Source organism: Mycobacterium sp. ZZG (assembly GCF_054786995.1).
In genome coordinates, this window is record NZ_JBTBFV010000005.1 from 110,925 (window position 1) to 126,183 (window position 15,259).

15 protein-coding genes, 1 tRNA gene and 1 pseudogene are annotated in these 15,259 nt (G+C 67.9%); 11 read left to right on the forward strand and 6 right to left on the reverse strand.

The annotated features are described in order from the left end of the window. Window positions 1–8 precede the first annotated feature (8 nt). From grcC1 to ACXMYJ_RS05320, 3 genes are all read left to right on the forward strand, one after another. Entirely contained in the window at window positions 9–1,016 is a 1,008-nt protein-coding gene (gene grcC1 / locus ACXMYJ_RS05310) for a nonaprenyl/(2E,6E)-farnesyl/geranylgeranyl diphosphat synthase (protein ID WP_260756963.1), read from the forward strand. A gap of 78 nt (window positions 1,017–1,094) precedes the next feature. Next, window positions 1,095–1,973 (forward strand): zinc metalloprotease HtpX, encoded by an 879-nt coding sequence (gene htpX / locus ACXMYJ_RS05315; protein ID WP_260756965.1) that lies wholly within the window; start codon window positions 1,095–1,097, stop codon window positions 1,971–1,973. Window positions 1,974–2,050: 77 nt separating this feature from the next. Further along, entirely contained in the window at window positions 2,051–2,587 is a 537-nt protein-coding gene (locus ACXMYJ_RS05320; protein ID WP_460354449.1) for a hypothetical protein, read from the forward strand. A gap of 2 nt (window positions 2,588–2,589) precedes the next feature. Here the strand turns inward: ACXMYJ_RS05320 and ACXMYJ_RS05325 are convergent, their stop codons facing one another. Next, window positions 2,590–3,615 (reverse strand): NAD(P)H-dependent glycerol-3-phosphate dehydrogenase, encoded by a 1,026-nt coding sequence (locus ACXMYJ_RS05325; RefSeq protein ID WP_260756968.1) that lies wholly within the window; start codon window positions 3,613–3,615, stop codon window positions 2,590–2,592. A gap of 111 nt (window positions 3,616–3,726) precedes the next feature. On the opposite strand from ACXMYJ_RS05325, the gene ACXMYJ_RS05330 reads away from it, so the two are divergent. Next, window positions 3,727–4,203: a WXG100 family type VII secretion target gene (locus ACXMYJ_RS05330; protein ID WP_260756969.1), complete on the forward strand. Its 477-nt coding sequence runs from the start codon at window positions 3,727–3,729 to the stop codon at window positions 4,201–4,203. Between the two features lie 8 nt (window positions 4,204–4,211). Here the strand turns inward: ACXMYJ_RS05330 and ACXMYJ_RS05335 are convergent, their stop codons facing one another. Further along, window positions 4,212–4,703: a YajQ family cyclic di-GMP-binding protein gene (locus ACXMYJ_RS05335; RefSeq protein ID WP_460354452.1), complete on the reverse strand. Its 492-nt coding sequence runs from the start codon at window positions 4,701–4,703 to the stop codon at window positions 4,212–4,214. Window positions 4,704–4,857: 154 nt separating this feature from the next. Between ACXMYJ_RS05335 and ACXMYJ_RS05340 the strand changes: the two genes are divergently transcribed. Next, a tRNA-Tyr gene (locus ACXMYJ_RS05340) sits at window positions 4,858–4,940 on the forward strand. A gap of 80 nt (window positions 4,941–5,020) precedes the next feature. Then, entirely contained in the window at window positions 5,021–5,443 is a 423-nt protein-coding gene (locus ACXMYJ_RS05345) for a nitroreductase family deazaflavin-dependent oxidoreductase (RefSeq protein WP_443187872.1), read from the forward strand. Here ACXMYJ_RS05345 and ACXMYJ_RS05350 read toward each other — a convergent pair. Together ACXMYJ_RS05350 and ACXMYJ_RS05355 are read right to left on the reverse strand one after the other, a co-directional pair. Beyond that, entirely contained in the window at window positions 5,409–5,567 is a 159-nt protein-coding gene (locus tag ACXMYJ_RS05350; RefSeq protein WP_260756972.1) for a DUF3349 domain-containing protein, read from the reverse strand. The two genes, ACXMYJ_RS05345 and ACXMYJ_RS05350, sit on opposite strands and share 35 nt — an antisense overlap. A gap of 53 nt (window positions 5,568–5,620) precedes the next feature. Beyond that, window positions 5,621–7,399, reverse strand: coding sequence for a PQQ-dependent sugar dehydrogenase (locus ACXMYJ_RS05355; protein WP_260756973.1), 1,779 nt, complete (start codon window positions 7,397–7,399; stop codon window positions 5,621–5,623). A 359-nt stretch (window positions 7,400–7,758) separates the two neighbouring features. Here ACXMYJ_RS05355 and ACXMYJ_RS05360 point away from each other — a divergent pair. The 4 genes and pseudogenes from ACXMYJ_RS05360 (at window position 7,759) to ACXMYJ_RS05375 (ending at window position 12,777) form a co-directional block, all read left to right on the forward strand. Continuing rightward, window positions 7,759–8,882 (forward strand): annotated as a pseudogene (locus tag ACXMYJ_RS05360) (PE-PPE domain-containing protein). Between the two features lie 595 nt (window positions 8,883–9,477). Then, window positions 9,478–10,302, forward strand: coding sequence for a LuxR C-terminal-related transcriptional regulator (locus tag ACXMYJ_RS05365; protein ID WP_460354456.1), 825 nt, complete (start codon window positions 9,478–9,480; stop codon window positions 10,300–10,302). A 207-nt stretch (window positions 10,303–10,509) separates the two neighbouring features. Beyond that, window positions 10,510–11,949 (forward strand): UDP-glucose dehydrogenase family protein, encoded by a 1,440-nt coding sequence (locus ACXMYJ_RS05370; RefSeq protein ID WP_460354459.1) that lies wholly within the window; start codon window positions 10,510–10,512, stop codon window positions 11,947–11,949. An 87-nt stretch (window positions 11,950–12,036) separates the two neighbouring features. Beyond that, on the forward strand, window positions 12,037–12,777 hold the full coding sequence (locus tag ACXMYJ_RS05375) for an SDR family oxidoreductase (protein ID WP_260756977.1): 741 nt from the start codon (window positions 12,037–12,039) through the stop codon (window positions 12,775–12,777). 17 nt (window positions 12,778–12,794) lie between these two features. Here ACXMYJ_RS05375 and ACXMYJ_RS05380 read toward each other — a convergent pair whose 3' ends face one another. Then, complete coding sequence (locus ACXMYJ_RS05380; RefSeq protein ID WP_260756978.1) at window positions 12,795–13,016, reverse strand: hypothetical protein; 222 nt, start codon at window positions 13,014–13,016, stop codon at window positions 12,795–12,797. A 165-nt stretch (window positions 13,017–13,181) separates the two neighbouring features. Here ACXMYJ_RS05380 and ACXMYJ_RS05385 point away from each other — a divergent pair, with 165 nt between their 5' ends. Further along, window positions 13,182–14,141 carry an AraC family transcriptional regulator gene (locus tag ACXMYJ_RS05385; protein ID WP_460354462.1) on the forward strand — a complete coding sequence of 320 codons (960 nt, stop codon included), beginning with the start codon at window positions 13,182–13,184 and terminating at the stop codon, window positions 14,139–14,141. On the opposite strand, the gene ACXMYJ_RS05390 is transcribed toward ACXMYJ_RS05385, so the two are convergent. Further along, window positions 14,091–15,194, reverse strand: a complete 1,104-nt coding sequence (locus ACXMYJ_RS05390) for a DUF2855 family protein (protein ID WP_260756982.1) — start codon at window positions 15,192–15,194, stop codon at window positions 14,091–14,093. The two genes, ACXMYJ_RS05385 and ACXMYJ_RS05390, sit on opposite strands and share 51 nt — an antisense overlap. Window positions 15,195–15,259: the final 65 nt, after the last annotated feature.

Consider the following 15,259-nt stretch of genomic DNA (forward strand, 5'->3'; position numbering starts at 1 on the left):
TTGGCTGTGTGAGGACACCGGCGAACGTGGTGGCGGGAGTGGACTTCGGCGACGCGGAGTTCGCCCAGGATGTCCGCGACGGAGTTGACCGTATCGAAGCACTGATGTCCGAAGAGCTCGGCAAGGCCGACGTGCTGATGGCCGAGGCGGTGCAGCATCTGTTCCAGGCCGGCGGCAAGCGCTTCCGACCGCTGTTCACCGTGCTGTCCGCGCAACTGGGCCCCGAGCCCGACGCCTGGCAGGTCACCGTCGCCGGTTCTGTCATCGAACTGGTGCACCTCGCCACGCTGTACCACGACGACGTCATGGACGAGGCGCAGGTCCGTCGCGGTGCCCCCAGCGCCAACGCCCGCTGGGGCAACAACATCGCGATCCTGGCCGGCGACTATCTGTTCGCGACCGCGTCCCGGCTGGTCAGCCGGCTGGGACCCGACGCCGTGCGGATCATCGCCGACACGTTCGCGCTGCTGGTCACCGGTCAGATGCGGGAGACCCGCGGCGCCGCTGACCATGTCGACGAGGTCGACCACTACCTGAAGGTGGTCTACGAGAAGACGGCCTGCCTGATCTCGGCCTCCGGCCGGTTCGGGGCCACCTTCTCCGGCGCCGACGAGGAGCAGATCGAGCGGCTGGCCCGCCTCGGCGGCATCGTCGGCACCGCGTTCCAGATCTCCGACGACATCATCGACATCGACAGCGACCCGGACGAGTCCGGCAAGGTGCCGGGTACCGACCTGCGTGAAGGTGTGCACACGTTGCCGGTTCTGTACGCGCTGCGCGAGACCGGACCCGACGCCGACCGGCTGCGGGAGTTGCTGGCTCAGCCGGTCACCGACGACGGCGACCTCGCCGAGGCGTTGCGGCTGCTGCGCGCGTCCGACGGCATCCGGAAAGCCAAGGAGACTGTGGCGGCCTACGCCCGCGAGGCCGAGGATGAGCTCGCGCTGCTGCCCGACGGACCCGGCCGCCAGGCGCTGGCCACGCTGGTGCAGTACACCATCAATCGGCACGGTTGACCGCGCGGAACCCGGGCGGGGTGGTCGGTCGTTGTCTGGACGAAGATCATGCAGGTGGTGTTGAGGAGGGCTCGCTAGATGACTTGGCATCCGCACGCCAACAGGGCCAAGACGTTTCTGTTGCTGGTGCTGTTCTCAGGTCTGATCGTCGGTGTCGGCGCCATGTTCGGGCGCAACATCATGTTCCTGGCGGTGCTGTTCGCCATCGGCATGAACGCCTACGTCTACTTCAACAGCGACAAGCTGGCCCTGCGGGCGATGCACGCCCAGCCCGTCAACGAGATGCAGGCGCCGGCGATGTACAGAATCGTGCGCGAGCTCGCCACCACGGCGCGTCAGCCGATGCCCCGGCTCTACATCAGTGACACCGCGGCGCCCAACGCGTTCGCCACCGGACGCAATCCGCGCAACGCGGCGGTGTGCTGCACCACCGGCATCCTGCAGCTCCTCAACGAGCGCGAGCTGCGCGCGGTGCTGGGCCACGAGCTGTCCCACGTGTACAACCGAGACATTCTCATCTCATGTGTGGCCGGCGCGATGGCGTCGGTGATCACCGCGCTGGCCAACCTGGCGTTCTTCGCGAGCATGTTCGGCGGCAACCGGGACGGCGGCACCAATCCCTTTGCTATTCTTCTGGTTTCACTGCTCGGACCGATCGCCGCGACGGTGATCCGGCTGGCGGTGTCCCGGTCTCGCGAATACCAGGCCGACCAGTCCGGCGCCGAGCTGACGGGCGATCCGCTGGCGCTGGCCAGCGCGCTGCGCAAGATCAGCGCCGGCGTGGAGCGCGCCCCGCTGCCGCCCGAGCCACAGCTGGCCGACCAGGCCCACCTGATGATCGCCAACCCGTTCCGGGCCGGCGAGAAGATCGGCAAGATGTTCTCGACCCACCCGCCGGTCGCCGATCGAATCGCGCGGCTGGAAGCGATGGCCGGACGCGGACCGGGCCAGTACTGACACACCGGCCACCCACTGCCGACCCTGTGCTCACTACCTTCGCTAACACTGCCGGGGTTACCGGCGACATCTAGGCTGTGAGCGTGCGCAGCAGAATCGTCGTGGGTGCCCTGGGTGTGGCCGCGGCCGGTGTCCTCAGTGCGTCGGGTGTGGCCGCGGCGCAGCCGGCACCGCCCCCACCGCCTCCGCCCGCCCCGAACATCAACGCCTATCCGCCGGCCAACCCGAAGGACTACGCCGTGCTCGAAGGCACCGCGTACGCGTTCAGCTCCAACGGCCTGACCTGCATGTTGCAGCGCTCCGGCGGTTACGGCTGCAACGGCGTGCTGCCGGGCGCGCCGCAGGGCGCGAACCTGGTCAGCGGTGTCTCCGGTTCAGTGCCGGGCTGGGCGTCGGCGCCGGCGCCGATCTTCGGCGGGCCGGTCAACGAGCTGCCACCGAACACGCGACTGAGCTTCGGCACCGTCAGCTGCGGCGGCGACGGCACCCTGACCTCCTGCGTCGACAGCCGCAACCAGGCCGGCTTCGTCGTCACCCCGGGCGGCTCCTGGATCGTCAACCAGGTGAACCCGCTGCTGGCGCGGCCCGAGGGCACCAACCCGTACTTCAACTAGGCCTAGAACCCCGTGCCGTGCACCTCGTGGCCGGGCTTCTCGGCCACCAACCCGCGGTAGGCCTGCTCGACGGTCGAACCGTGGTTGACCACGCCGTCCACCTCGCGCGCGATCGGCATCGCGATGCCGAACTTGTCGGCGAACTCCATGATCACGCTGGCGGCCTTCACGCCCTCGGCGACCTGGTTCATCGCCGCGATGATCTCCTCGACGGACTTGCCCTGCCCGAGCTGCTCGCCGACGTGCCGGTTGCGGCTGCGCTGCGACGTGCACGTCACGATGAGGTCGCCCATGCCGGCCAGGCCGGCGAACGTGTCGCGGTTACCGCCGACCGCGACCCCGAGCTTGGACATCTCGGCCACCGCTCGAGCCATCACCATCGCCCGGGTGTTCTCGCCGATCCCGAGGGAGTAGCCCATGCCGACCGCGATCGCATAGACGTTCTTGAGCGCCCCGGCCATCTCGACCCCGACCACGTCGTCGGTGGTGTAGGTCCGGAACCGCTTGGTGCGGAACAACTGTGCGAGGTTGGCGGCCAGATGCTGGTCGGGCATCGCGAGCACCGCGGCCGCGGCGTAGCCCTCGGCGACCTCGCGGGCGATGTTGGGACCGGCCAGGATTCCGGCCGGATGCCCGGGCAGGACCTCGTCGACGATCTGGCTCATCCGGTAGTTGGTGCCCTGCTCGAGGCCTTTGACCAGCGACACGACCGGCACCCATGGCCGCAGGTGCGCGGCCAGCTCGGTCAGCACCCCGCGGAACCCGTGCGACGGCACCCCCATGACGATCACGTCGGCGCACTCGGCGGCCTCGGTGAAGTCGGTGGTGGCGCGCAGCGTGTGCGCCAATTCCACTTCGTCGCCAAGGTATTTCGAGTTGCGGTGGTTCTCGTTGATGTCGGCCGCAGTCTCCTCCGAGCGCACCCATTGCAGTGTCGGCCCGCGCCGGGCGCAGATAGAGGCGACGGTGGTGCCCCACGAACCCCCTCCGAGAACGACGACTCTGGGCTCACGTTGCGCTGGTGCCATGGGACATCACATTAGGACGAGACCCCCGGTGCGAGGGCTGGTTTGGAATACGTGCACCAACCCCGCCCTCGCGGCGGCGATAATGGGACTCGACTGCTGAGGGGGTTGCTGGTGCCGTTCACGGTGTCGACGGTCGAGGGTTTCGATCCGCGGAGCCTGACGGGCGCGGCGGCCGATCTGGGCGCCAAGATCGGTGAGCTCGACGAGCTGATCGCGCAGCAGCGCCGGTCCGTGCAACGGCTGCGTGGTGCGTGGCGCGGTGCCTCTGGTGAGGTGACCGTCGATCAGGCCGAACAGAATCTGGCCGCGCAGGTGCGACTTCGAGAGCGGCTGGAGGCGGTGCGCCGCACACTGGATTCCGGTGGCGCGCAATTGGCTCAGGCGCGCGACGGGCTGACCGGGCTGGTGGAGGCGTTACGGGCGTCGGGGTGGACGGTGACCGACGCCGGTCACGCGATCGCCCCGCAGTTCCCGTCGCTGCTCCGCGGGTTCGAGCCGGGCTTCACCGCGCTGATCCGGCGGCTGTTGCAGTTGTTCGACCGGATCGATGCCGGCACCGCGGCCGGCCTGCGCGGCGTGCTGCGCTGAGTGGGTCGTCAGCGGTAGTTGACGAACTGCAGCGCGACGTCGAGGTCGGAGCCTTTGAGCAGCGCGATGACGGCCTGCAGGTCGTCCCGCTTCTTCGAGCTGACGCGGATCTCGTCGCCCTGGATCTGCGCCTTGACGCCCTTGGGGCCCTCGTCGCGGATGATCTTGGTGATCTTCTTGGCGTCCTCGCTGGAGATGCCCTGCTTGAGGGTGCCGCTGACCTTGTAGGTCTTGCCACTGGGCTGCGGCTCGCCGGCATCGAAGGCCTTCATCGAGATGTCCCGACGGACCAGCTTCTCCTTGAACACGTCGACGGCGGCCTTCACCCGTTCCTCGGTGGAGGAGACGATCTCGATGGCCTCCTCGCCCTTCCAGGCGATGCTGGTGTTGGTGCCGCGGAAGTCGAAGCGGGTCGACAGCTCCTTGGCAGCCTGGTTGAGCGCGTTGTCGACTTCCTGGCGGTCGACCTTGCTGACGACGTCGAACGATGAATCCGCCATTGGACTCGTCCCTCCCTCGGGTGTCGGTGCTGGGGTCCATCTTGGCCGCTGCCCGCGACCTGCCGGACACCGCCCCCCACCCGGCGATTTGTAGTCGGGCACCGTCCTCGTTGTATCCTGCTGAGCGCGCTGTGCAGCGCACATGCAGTACCCCGGCAGGTTGCCCGAGCGGCCAATGGGAGCGGACTGTAAATCCGTCGGCTTACGCCTACAGTGGTTCGAATCCACTACCTGCCACGCTGGTCAGGCCCCCTTTCGAGGGGGCCTGATTTCGTCGCCGGGAATATCGACCGCAGGCCGAGGCGTCCATACCGGACATGGATAAAGCAGCGTTCGACGAGATGAACCGCGCGGTGATCGACGAGTTCCGCGCCACCGGCGGCATGGCCGGCGGCATATTCGAGGGCAAGCCGCTCGTGCTCGTCCACCACATCGGCGCCAGGTCGGGCATCGAACGCATCGCGCCGCTGGTCCCGCTGCTCGACGACGGCCGCATTTTCGTCTTCGCCAGCAAGGGCGGCTCCGACACCGACCCCGACTGGTACCGCAACCTGGTCGCGCATCCCCACGTCACCATCGAGCTGGGCGCCGAGACGTTTCAGGCCACGGCACGCACATTGACGGGCGCTGAGCGTGACGAGATCTACGCCAAGCAGGTCGCCGCGGAACCGCAGTTCGGTGACTACCAGACGTTGACTTCCCGGGTCATCCCCGTCGTCGAGCTGGTGCGGTCGAGCTGATCGCAGCGTCGGCGTCGCGGCGTCCGTACAGCGCGATCAGCGGGACGTACCCGTGCGCCGGAACGCCCGTGGGCGGATATCCGGCGCGGCAGAAGTCGAGCACCTTGAGCAACGGGCCTGGCATGTCCACCTCCTGCGGGTCGAATGTGGCGCCATTGTTCCCGCCGACGGCCGTCGTCAAACCGACGTCGCCGGTGTGATCGTGACGAGCCGGCCCGGTGAGTACGTGAGCTGGTACAGATTGCCGTCGGGTCCCGCGGCCAGCACGACGGTGGCACCCGCTGCCGGGTCGAAGGTTCGCACATCCCCGCACGAGGTGTAGTCCGGCGTGCAGGTCAGCGTCCGGATCCAGCCCTGAACGGTGTCGGCGATGAACACCCGGCCCTGGTACACGGCCACCGATGTGATCGCCGCGCCGCCGCCGCGCGGATAGGTGAACACCGGATCCGACTTACCTGCGCACCCGGCGGTGCACACGCCCTCCGAGCTCGGCCAGCCGTAGTTGCCGCCCGCGGTGATGCGGTTGACCTCTTCGAAGCCCGCGTTCCCGACGTCGGCCACCAGCAGCTGCCCGGTCGGGGTGAACGTGAGCCGGAACGGGTTGCGCAACCCGTACGCGTAGATGTGCGTGCGCGCGCCGTTGATCACGGGGTTGTCGGCGGGGACGCTGCCGTCGGTGTGCAGCCGCAGGATCTTGCCGTGGATGTTGCCGAGGTTCTGGGCGTTGGCGCCGACGGCGTTGTCACCGACACCCCAGTACAGCGCGCCGTCGGGGCCGAAACCGAGCGCGCCGCCGTGGTGGTTGGGCGCCGCTGACAGCGAGGACTCGACCAGGACCTTGTCCAGGGTCGCGGTGTCACCGGTGACGACCAACCGGGCCAACGTGTTTCGGGTGGTGTCGGCGGCGACGTACGCCACGTAGAGCCGGCCGTTGGTCGCGAACGCCGGATCGACGGCCAGCCCGGCGATGCCGCGTTCGGAATCCGTGCGCACCGCCAGTTGAATCAGGGGATCAGCGCGCAGCACGCCGTTCTCCACGACCCGGATCGCGCCGGCCTTCTCGGCGACGAGGATGCGACCGTCGGGCAGGAAGCGGAAATCCACCGGCGAGGCCAGGCCGTCGACGACCGTGGCGCGGTCGTAGCCGATGAACACGGTCTGTGTGGTGCGGTGCCCGCTGCTACCGAGCAGCCCGAAGGTGAACAAGTTGAGCAGACCTGCGGCGCCGTGGATGTGGAAGCCGCTGCGGGCGTCGCTGACCGTGACCTGGAACGTGTCCTGCCCCGGATAGTCGTCGTCGGGTGTGTAGAGGAAGGTGCCGTCGGCGTTGACGACGACGGAGCCGTGCTGGGGCCGGGTCGCGGTATAGGTCAGCCGTGACGAGTCCGGGTCCTGGGCCCGCAGGTCGCCGACGACCCGGCCCTCGATCACGGTGTCCTCGGCGGGCCGGTGATCCAGTGTGGGCGACGTGTTGGAGAACAGCTTCTCGAAGAAACTCGGCTCCTCGACCTCGGCGGCGACTCCGGCGGCGGTGCGGGACGACGGGTCCGGTGACCCGCCCTCGGCACGCGACGTCGTATCCGGACCCTCGCCCTCGGCTTCCGGCTCCGTCTCGCTGTCAGTTTCGGGTTCGGGTTCGGGTTCGGCAGCGTCGTCGGCCTTCGTGTCCTCCGACTCGGCCTCGGCATCGGCATCGTCGGCCGCGACGTCGGTGTCGTCCTCGACGTCGTCGGGCTCCTCGGACCCGCCGAGCGACGCTGTCGGGGAGTCGGTGGCCGGTCCCGAATCCGTGCCGTCCGGTGCCGATGCCGACGAGTTCGTCGTCGGCGTCCCCGGCTCACCCGTTCCCGCGGCCGCCACCGCCGTGCCGGTCAGCAGCGCAGTGCCCACCCCGAGAGCAAACGCCAGACCACCGATCCGCCCCACGTGCCGCGCGTACCCGCCCGATCCCCCCATGCCGCCTCCTCGCGAAAGCACACCGCCTGTCCGAGCACGACGTACACAACTCATCGAACTCTAGGCACCGAGCTTCTAGATCACTGCGTTTCGCCGCGTTCCAGCAAAAATCCGTCCTTGGCGTCAGCAAATTGATCTGCCTACACTCGGTGGGCTTGCAGAACAGCGGCGGCGCTGGAGGGGGACATATGGGCAAGAAGAGCATCAAGGCAGCGGTATCGGCGGTCGGTACCGCCGGCGTCGCACTGGCCGGCGCCGCCGCGATCGGCGTCGCGCCCGCGGTGTCGGTCGCTCCTGCGCTGACGGCGTCACTGCATTATCTGCGCGGCACCAGCATCGGCTACCTGCCCAGCGAGCAGATGTACCAGGACTTCATCGGGAGGGTGATCGACGGCGCCGGAGTGACGCCGCCGGACTCGCCTTACCAGAAAGTCGATTACAACGGCGGTTTCTGGCCTGTCTCACACGGCGGTTTCCGCGACCTGACGTTCAACAAGTCGGTGCGCCAGGGTGTTGGGGCGCTGGAAGCCCGGGACCCGGCCGCCGGTGATGTGATCTTCGGATTCTCCCAGGGCGCGGTCGTCGCATCTCAGTACAAGGGCGCGCACACCGGCAACACCTACGTTCTCGTCGCGAACCCGAACCGGCCCAACGGCGGTGTGATGCAGCGCTTCAAGGGGATCACTGTCCCGATCGTGGACTTGACCTTCGACGGCGCCACCCCGAACAACGGGACCTCACCCACGACGTCGTGCGCCAGTACGACGGGTGGGCCGACTTCCCGACCTATTTGTGGAACCCAGTGGCAATCGCGAATGCGATCATGGGAATCATCTTCGTACACGGCAACATTCAGCTTGACCTGACCGCCGGGGAGCTGGAAGACGCCAAGGAGTCCGGGGATTCGGATTACTACCAGTTCGACGCGGACTCCAACACCCACTACTACGTGCTCAAGACCTATCCGGTGCCGCTGCTGATGCCGGTGGCGTGGCTGCCCGATCCGGTCATCGCCGCGCTGGACGCCCCGCTGCGCAAGTTCATCGAACTCGCCTACGAAAGAAGCGATTACAGCGTGCCGAAGCGCTCCACGTTCTTCGCGCCGCTCACGCCGCCGACCAAGACCCAGCCTGTGGTCGAGGAGCAGTCCGAGGTGCCCGAAGGTCCGGCAGCAGAGACCGACGAAGACACCCAGCGCCGCCGCGATGACGAGGCCGTCGAGATCAGCGAGGTCCAGAACCTCAGCGACGAGGTCCGAGAGCCCGGCGACGACAGCGCCACCGAGGCGATCGAGGCCGACGATGACGACGTTGCGGACGACATCGACACGTCGGCGGTGGTCGACGAAGAGTCGGAGACCACCCCGGTCGATGACGGGGCCGGGGAGAGCGACGGGCAGGACGGGCCGGAGGAGTCGACCGAGGACGACGAACCGGCGACGGCGCCGTCGGACACCGGTGCCGACGCCGGCGAGGCCGCCTGAGGGCACAGGTCCACGAGCAACGATTGCACCTGCCAGAGCCCTGCAGACTTGCTGGATGGTCGCTGTAGTGGCTTCCAGGCTTGCCCACCGGGGCCGCTCCCAGCCGCGGGGCTAAGGTGCAACGCCCGCCGCTTCTCTCGATTTTGTGCGGATGATTGCAAATCTGGCAAACATTTCTCAAGAGCTAGATCGGATCTGGGACATCTGATCGAGGCCGCAGATCTGGTACTGGACCTACCTGCTGAACACTATTTCTGCAGTTCAACCACTGTGTGTAACGACAATCCCAGATACAAATATGTCCGTATCATCCGGCGTCAACCGGATATGCATACGCTAATGGGAATATCTGGCAACTAAGCATCATGTGCAACTACCTGCAAATTGGCGGCAGCGAAAGCGGCGCAGCCACCTCCTGCGTGGGCCACAATTACGTTGCGTCCGATGATGTCAGGACGTTGGTTTGACCTATCGGGGGTTAGGAATGCCGGCGAAACTTGTAGGAACTGAGCAATCATCAGCAAATCCAGCTGGCTGGGGGTCGCGCTCGGCGGTGATCGCGGTGCGCCGCCGGCCGGGGCGAGACGGGCGGGGTATGTCGACTGAATGCGTGTATCAGCGCCCGCTGTCGCCGAGCCCGTTGCGGGATGCGCTGCGCGACGGGGTGGCATGGCAGTCGTCGCCGACGCAGCCGGCACCGGCCCCGGCAATCACCAATGGTTCGCCGGTCGCCGCGGCGTCCGGCGCCGAGTGCCGGTCGTTGTGTGATTCGAGTGTGCTGATCATCGATGACTGCACACTGAACCGGGAGAACCTGGCGGCGGTGTTCAGCAGGAACGGTGCGGGCTCGGTGTGCGTGGCGTGGGATCTGCCTTCGCTGTTCACCGCTCTGACCGCCAGCCCGCCGGCCCTGGTGCTGCTGAACATCAATACCCGCGACAGTGTGGTGCTGTTGCACGCGGTGTTCGAGGTCGACCCGCGCACAAGGGTGATCGTGCTCGGCATGGCCGAGGACGATGACGACGGCATCGTCGCCTGCGCGGAGGCCGGCGTCGCCGGATACCACCTGCGCAACGAATCACTCGACGACCTGCTCACCGTCATGAGCCGGGTTGCTCAAGGGGAGATGCTCTGTTCGCCGAAAGTGTCGGCGATCCTGCTGCGCCGGCTTTCCAGCCTGGCCTCTCAACGGGAACCGGCGGCCAAGGAACTAGTCCTCACCGCCCGCGAGGTCCAGATCCTTCGGATGCTCGAGCAAGGTCTTTCCAACCGCGACATCGCCGACAGGCTCTGCATCGCGGTCCACACCGTGAAAAACCATGTCCACAGCGTCCTCACCAAGCTCGGGGTGGCCAATCGAGCGGAGGCCGCCGCGCGGTTCCGGACGGTCCGGGTGACCGAGACGGAACCGGCGGACTAGTCCAGATCTGAGCCGAAATTGGCTCCAACGGTCTATGTACCGCCTGCGGGTGCCACCGGATAGTGGAGCACGTCGTTCGGATCGTTAGCTACGGCCTCCACGGGATCGTCGCTTCGATCCGGCCGGCACCACTCGCGGGAGAGGGGCTGCGGTCAACATGAGTCGTCACAGGTGTTTGCCGAGCTATGCCGAAGGGGTTTGACGGAAGTGGCTCGGATCGCGGTCATCGGGGCAGGGCATCTCGGTGTCACCCATGCGGCGTGCATGGCCGAGCTCGGCCACGACGTCATGGTCGTCGACGTCGACCTGCCCAGATTGACTCGCCTGCAGGCAGGCGAAACACCGTTCTACGAACCGGGATTGGCAGAACTGCTGCGACGGCACGTCCAGCGCGGAGCCGTGCGATTCACCTCCTCCTACGACGAGGCCACGACGTTCGCCCGTGTTCACTTCATCACCGTCGGCACGCCGCAGAAGGCCGGGGAACTCGGCGCCGACCTCACCGCGCTGCACACCGTCGTCGACCACCTGGCGCCCCGGTTGACCAAGCCGGCGGTGGTGTTCGGTAAGTCGACGGTGCCGGTGGGTACCGCCAGGCAGGTCAGTGCCCGGCTCCGCCAGCTCGCCCCGGCGGGATACGCCGTCAATCTTGGCTGGAATCCCGACTTCCTGCGCAAGGGACACGCGGTTCAGGACGCCCTGGCCCCCGACCGGATCGTGCTCGGCGTCGAGACCGATCGGTTGAACTATGCCGAACGGGTGCTGCGGGGTGTGTACGCCACGTTCGTCGACGCCGGCGTGCCGCTGCTGGTGACCGACCTGACCACCGCCGAGATGGTCAAGGCGACGGCGAGCTCTTTTGTGGCTGCCAAGATCTCGTTCATCAACGCGGTCTCGGAGATGTGTGATGCGGTCGGTGCGGACGTCTGCTTCGTGGCCGACGCGGTCGGGCGCGACCCGCGGATCGGCCGCGACCTGCTCGACGCCGGCGTCGGGTTCGGGGGAGCGCTGCCGAAGGACGTTCGCGCGGTGATGGCCCGCGCCGGCGAGGCGGGAGCGGATCAGATGTTGATGCTGATGCGCGAGGTGGACAGCATCAACGTGCGGCGCCGGTCGAGGATGGTGGGTCTGGCCCGCGACATGCTCGGGGGCGGGCTCGCGGGTGCCCGCGTCGCCGTGCTCGGAGCGTCGTTCACCCCCGATTCGGACGACGTCGGCGACTCACCCGCGCTGAACATCGCCGGCCAGCTGCACGCGGAGGGCGCCTCGATCTGCGTGTTCGACCCCCACGCCATGGACAACGCCCGCGCGGTGTTCCCGAACTTCGACTACGCGCCGGATGCGGTCGAGGCGTGCCGGGACGCCGACGTCGTGCTGGTCCTGACCGAGTGGCAGCAGTTCCGGGAGCTCCGGCCCGCGGACCTGGAGCCGGTGGTGGACAAACGCCGGATCATCGACGGACGGAATTGCCTGGACCCGCAACGGTGGCGCGGTGCGGGATGGCAGTACCGCGGAATGGGCAGGGGTGTCACCTATCCCGAAGGCGGCCACCCCGTACAGACCCAGTCGATTTCGTCGTCCAAGGTGTGGAGTGAGATCGTCATGCAGCGGCTCCGGTCGTGGGGCGACGTGGCCGACACCGGATAGTCGATTATCGGAGCCGAGACGATCGCGAAGAACTTCCAGACGCCGCGGCGTTGAGCGGCGGTCGCACGACGGCTTGACTTCTCAATCATGAACACCGTTCTCATCACCGGCTGCTCGTCCGGTTACGGCCTCGCCACGGCCCGGCGCTTCCTCGTCGAAGGCTGGCAGGTCGTCGCCACCATGCGATCCCCGCGCGTCGACGTGCTCCCCCGGTCTGACCGGCTGCGAATCCTCGCGCTCGATGTGACCGAACCGGACAGCATCGCCGCCGCCGTCGAGGCCGCGGGCCCGGTCGACGTGCTGGTCAACAACGCCGGAATCGGTGCGGTTGGCGCCTTCGAAGCGACCCCGGCGCGGACCGTCCGAGAGTTGTTCGAAACCAACACGTTCGGCGTGATGGCGATGACACAGGCGGTGATACCGCAGATGCGGGCCCAGCGGTCGGGCGTCATCGTCAACGTCACCTCCAGTGTGACCCTGGCGGCGATGCCACTGGCAGCCGCCTACACCGCGAGCAAGACCGCGATCGAAGGGTTCACGGGGTCCCTCGCGTTGGAACTCGCGTACTTCGGCGTGCGCGCCAAGCTCGTCGAGCCGGGCTACGGGCCGTCGACGCAGTTCGCGGGCAACGGGTCCCAGCGGATGGCCGGCCTGATCCCCGCCGACTACCAGGCCTTCGCCGCGCCGATCCTGGCGGCATTCGAATCGCCCGGGGCGGTGACCACCCCGGGCGATGTCGCCGACGTCGTTCTCGAAGCGGCCACCGATCCCTCCGATCGGCTCCGGTACGCCGCCGGAGCGGACGCCGTCGCCCTGGCCGCCCGCTAGCCGAACCGGCGCGGCCCTCAGTGGCGCCAGTGGTTGTTGTGGTGGTGGCGGTGCCGCTGCTTCCAGGTGTTGATGGTCGGGTTGTTGCTGTGCTTGTCGGGGGTGGCGACGATGGAGTGGCTGCCGTTGGTGCTGTTGGAGCTGACCGCCGCGCCGGCGGTGCCGGCCAGACCGAGCGTTCCGGCGAGGATGCCGGCCGAGACCAGCGGCAGTGCGATGATGCGGGTGAGCTTGTTCATAGTGGATTCTCCTGTGTGAGTTGATCTTTGAGGTTGTCGGCCGGAGTGTTCCGGCGATGAACCAAGAATGCCCGCCCGGCGCCGCGGCGTCTGTCCGCCTACCGGTGGATGCGCCGGTGGAAAGGTTTGTCCCCCGATCGGTGGACGGCGCGCTAGCGTCTGCGTGTGGGCAACGCCGAGCCGATGGACGAGTTGATGTCCCTGCTGAGCCCGGAGGCGGTGCTGTCGAAGGTCATCACCGGCGGCGGTCGATGGAGTGTTCGCAAACCTCGCTACGGCGGCCCCGCATTCTGCCTGATGCTGCAGGGCTCGTGCCTGCTCGATGCCGACGGGCTCGACCCTGTCGAGCTGCACCAGGGCGATTTCCTGCTGCTGCCTCAGACCCCGGAGTTCACGCTCGGCGCGGACAGCGGCATCGCCCCGACGCCGAGCACGCTCGACCATTCCCGCCACACCCGGCACGGCGGCGCTATGGAACCGGTCACGATGCGCATGCTGGGCGGCTACTTCCGCTTCGATCCCGCCAACGCGACGCTGCTGGTCGCCTTGTTGCCGCCACTGATCCTGGTGCGGGCCGACCAGGCCGGCGCGCAGCGCTTGCACCGCCTCGCCGAGCTGATCATCGAGGAAGCCGATGCCGACGGCCCGTGCCGGGACGCCATCCTCACGCGGCTCGTCGAAGTGCTTCTGATCGAGGCGGTCCGGGTGCACACCGCGACGGATCTCGATCGTCCCCGACGCGGGCTGGTTGCGGGGCTGGCCGACCCGGTGCTCGCCCCCGCGCTGCAGCAGTTGCACGCCGATATCGCGCACGGCTGGACCGTCGAGCAACTCGCCCGGGCGGCGGCGGTGTCCCGAGCGGTTTTCGCCCAAAGGTTCACGCGCACAATGGGAATGACGCCCATGCAGTACCTGCTGGAGTGGCGCGTGGCGATGGCCAAGGATCTGTTGCGCAGCGGAGGACCGTCGGTGGCGCAGGTGGCGCGGCGGGTCGGCTACCAGTCGGCGACGGCGTTCACCACGGCCTTCACCCGGGCGGCGGGCTGCTCGCCGACGGAGTTCGCCCGCGGGCGGTCAGAGCGACAGGATGTGGCCCTCGCGGGCGGGAACCGTGCCGTCCAGTAGCGCTGCGTAACACGCGTCGACGGCGTCGCGGCCATGGCCGGACACCACCGTCAGCCACGGGTCCTCGGCGTGGCTCACCGGTTCCATGAATGCGATCCAGGTTGCCGCGACGCGCTCCAGCAGCGCCGCCTGGCCCCATTCAGAGACACGCTTGGCGGCCCAGTCCGGAACGAAGAACAGCATCGGGGCCGGACCGGGCAGGCCGGCGTCGCCGCCGAGCGCGTCCCAGTGGGTGCCGCCGACCGCGCAGTCGTAGACCAGTCGCTCGCCCAACCGGTGATGCACCGCGGCCCGCACCGATGCGCTGCCGCTGAAGTCGACGTACACCGCCGTCGACTCGGGCAGCGCTTCGACGTCGTCGTAGGTCAGGACATCGTCGTAGGTCAGGACATCGTCGTAGCAGCCCAGTGAGCGAGTGAAATCCAGGTTGGCCGGGGACGTCAGCCCGACGGTGCGTACGTCCCCCGCACGCCGCGACAGGCAGAACGCGGTGCCGTAGGCCGTCTTACTCGACGCGCTGGACAGGATCGCGGTGTCGGCGCCGAAGAAACGGCTGTCGGCCAGGAAGTCGTCGAGCAGGAACGACGTGGAGAACAGCGGACGCAACAACGCCTGCTGATCCTCGAACTCGGCGGCATAGCCGGGGTCGGCGCTGCATCGCACGTACCGGTTGTAGACCGGGTGCAGATCGCTGCGGTGGCCGGCGCCGTCGGTGAACCCGCCCTCGTCGAGCCGTTCCGGATACAGCACCACCTCGTCGGCGACGGGGTAGTAGCCGTAGAACCGGTCACCGACCGCCACACCCGGGCAGTGCGACTCGGCCACCGCCGCAAAGCCCCAGACCGGCAGCGAGCCGGTGGCCGGATCGCCGGTGGGGAAGAACTGCCAGTAGTTCATCAGCTCGCCGAACGTGGCGTAAGTGATGTTGTTCGCAGTGAGCGCGAACTTGTCGATGCGCAGCCGCGCGGCACCGTCGCCCAGAGCCGGCGAAGGGGTGTCCTGCCAGCGGGTTTGCCGAATGTCGTGCCGCTGGATCACGAGCCGCGTCGTCACCGCAGCGATGGTAACCCCGGGGGGCCCGGTCGGCGGCGGCTGTGCGGTGGCGATCTCTCGCTGTA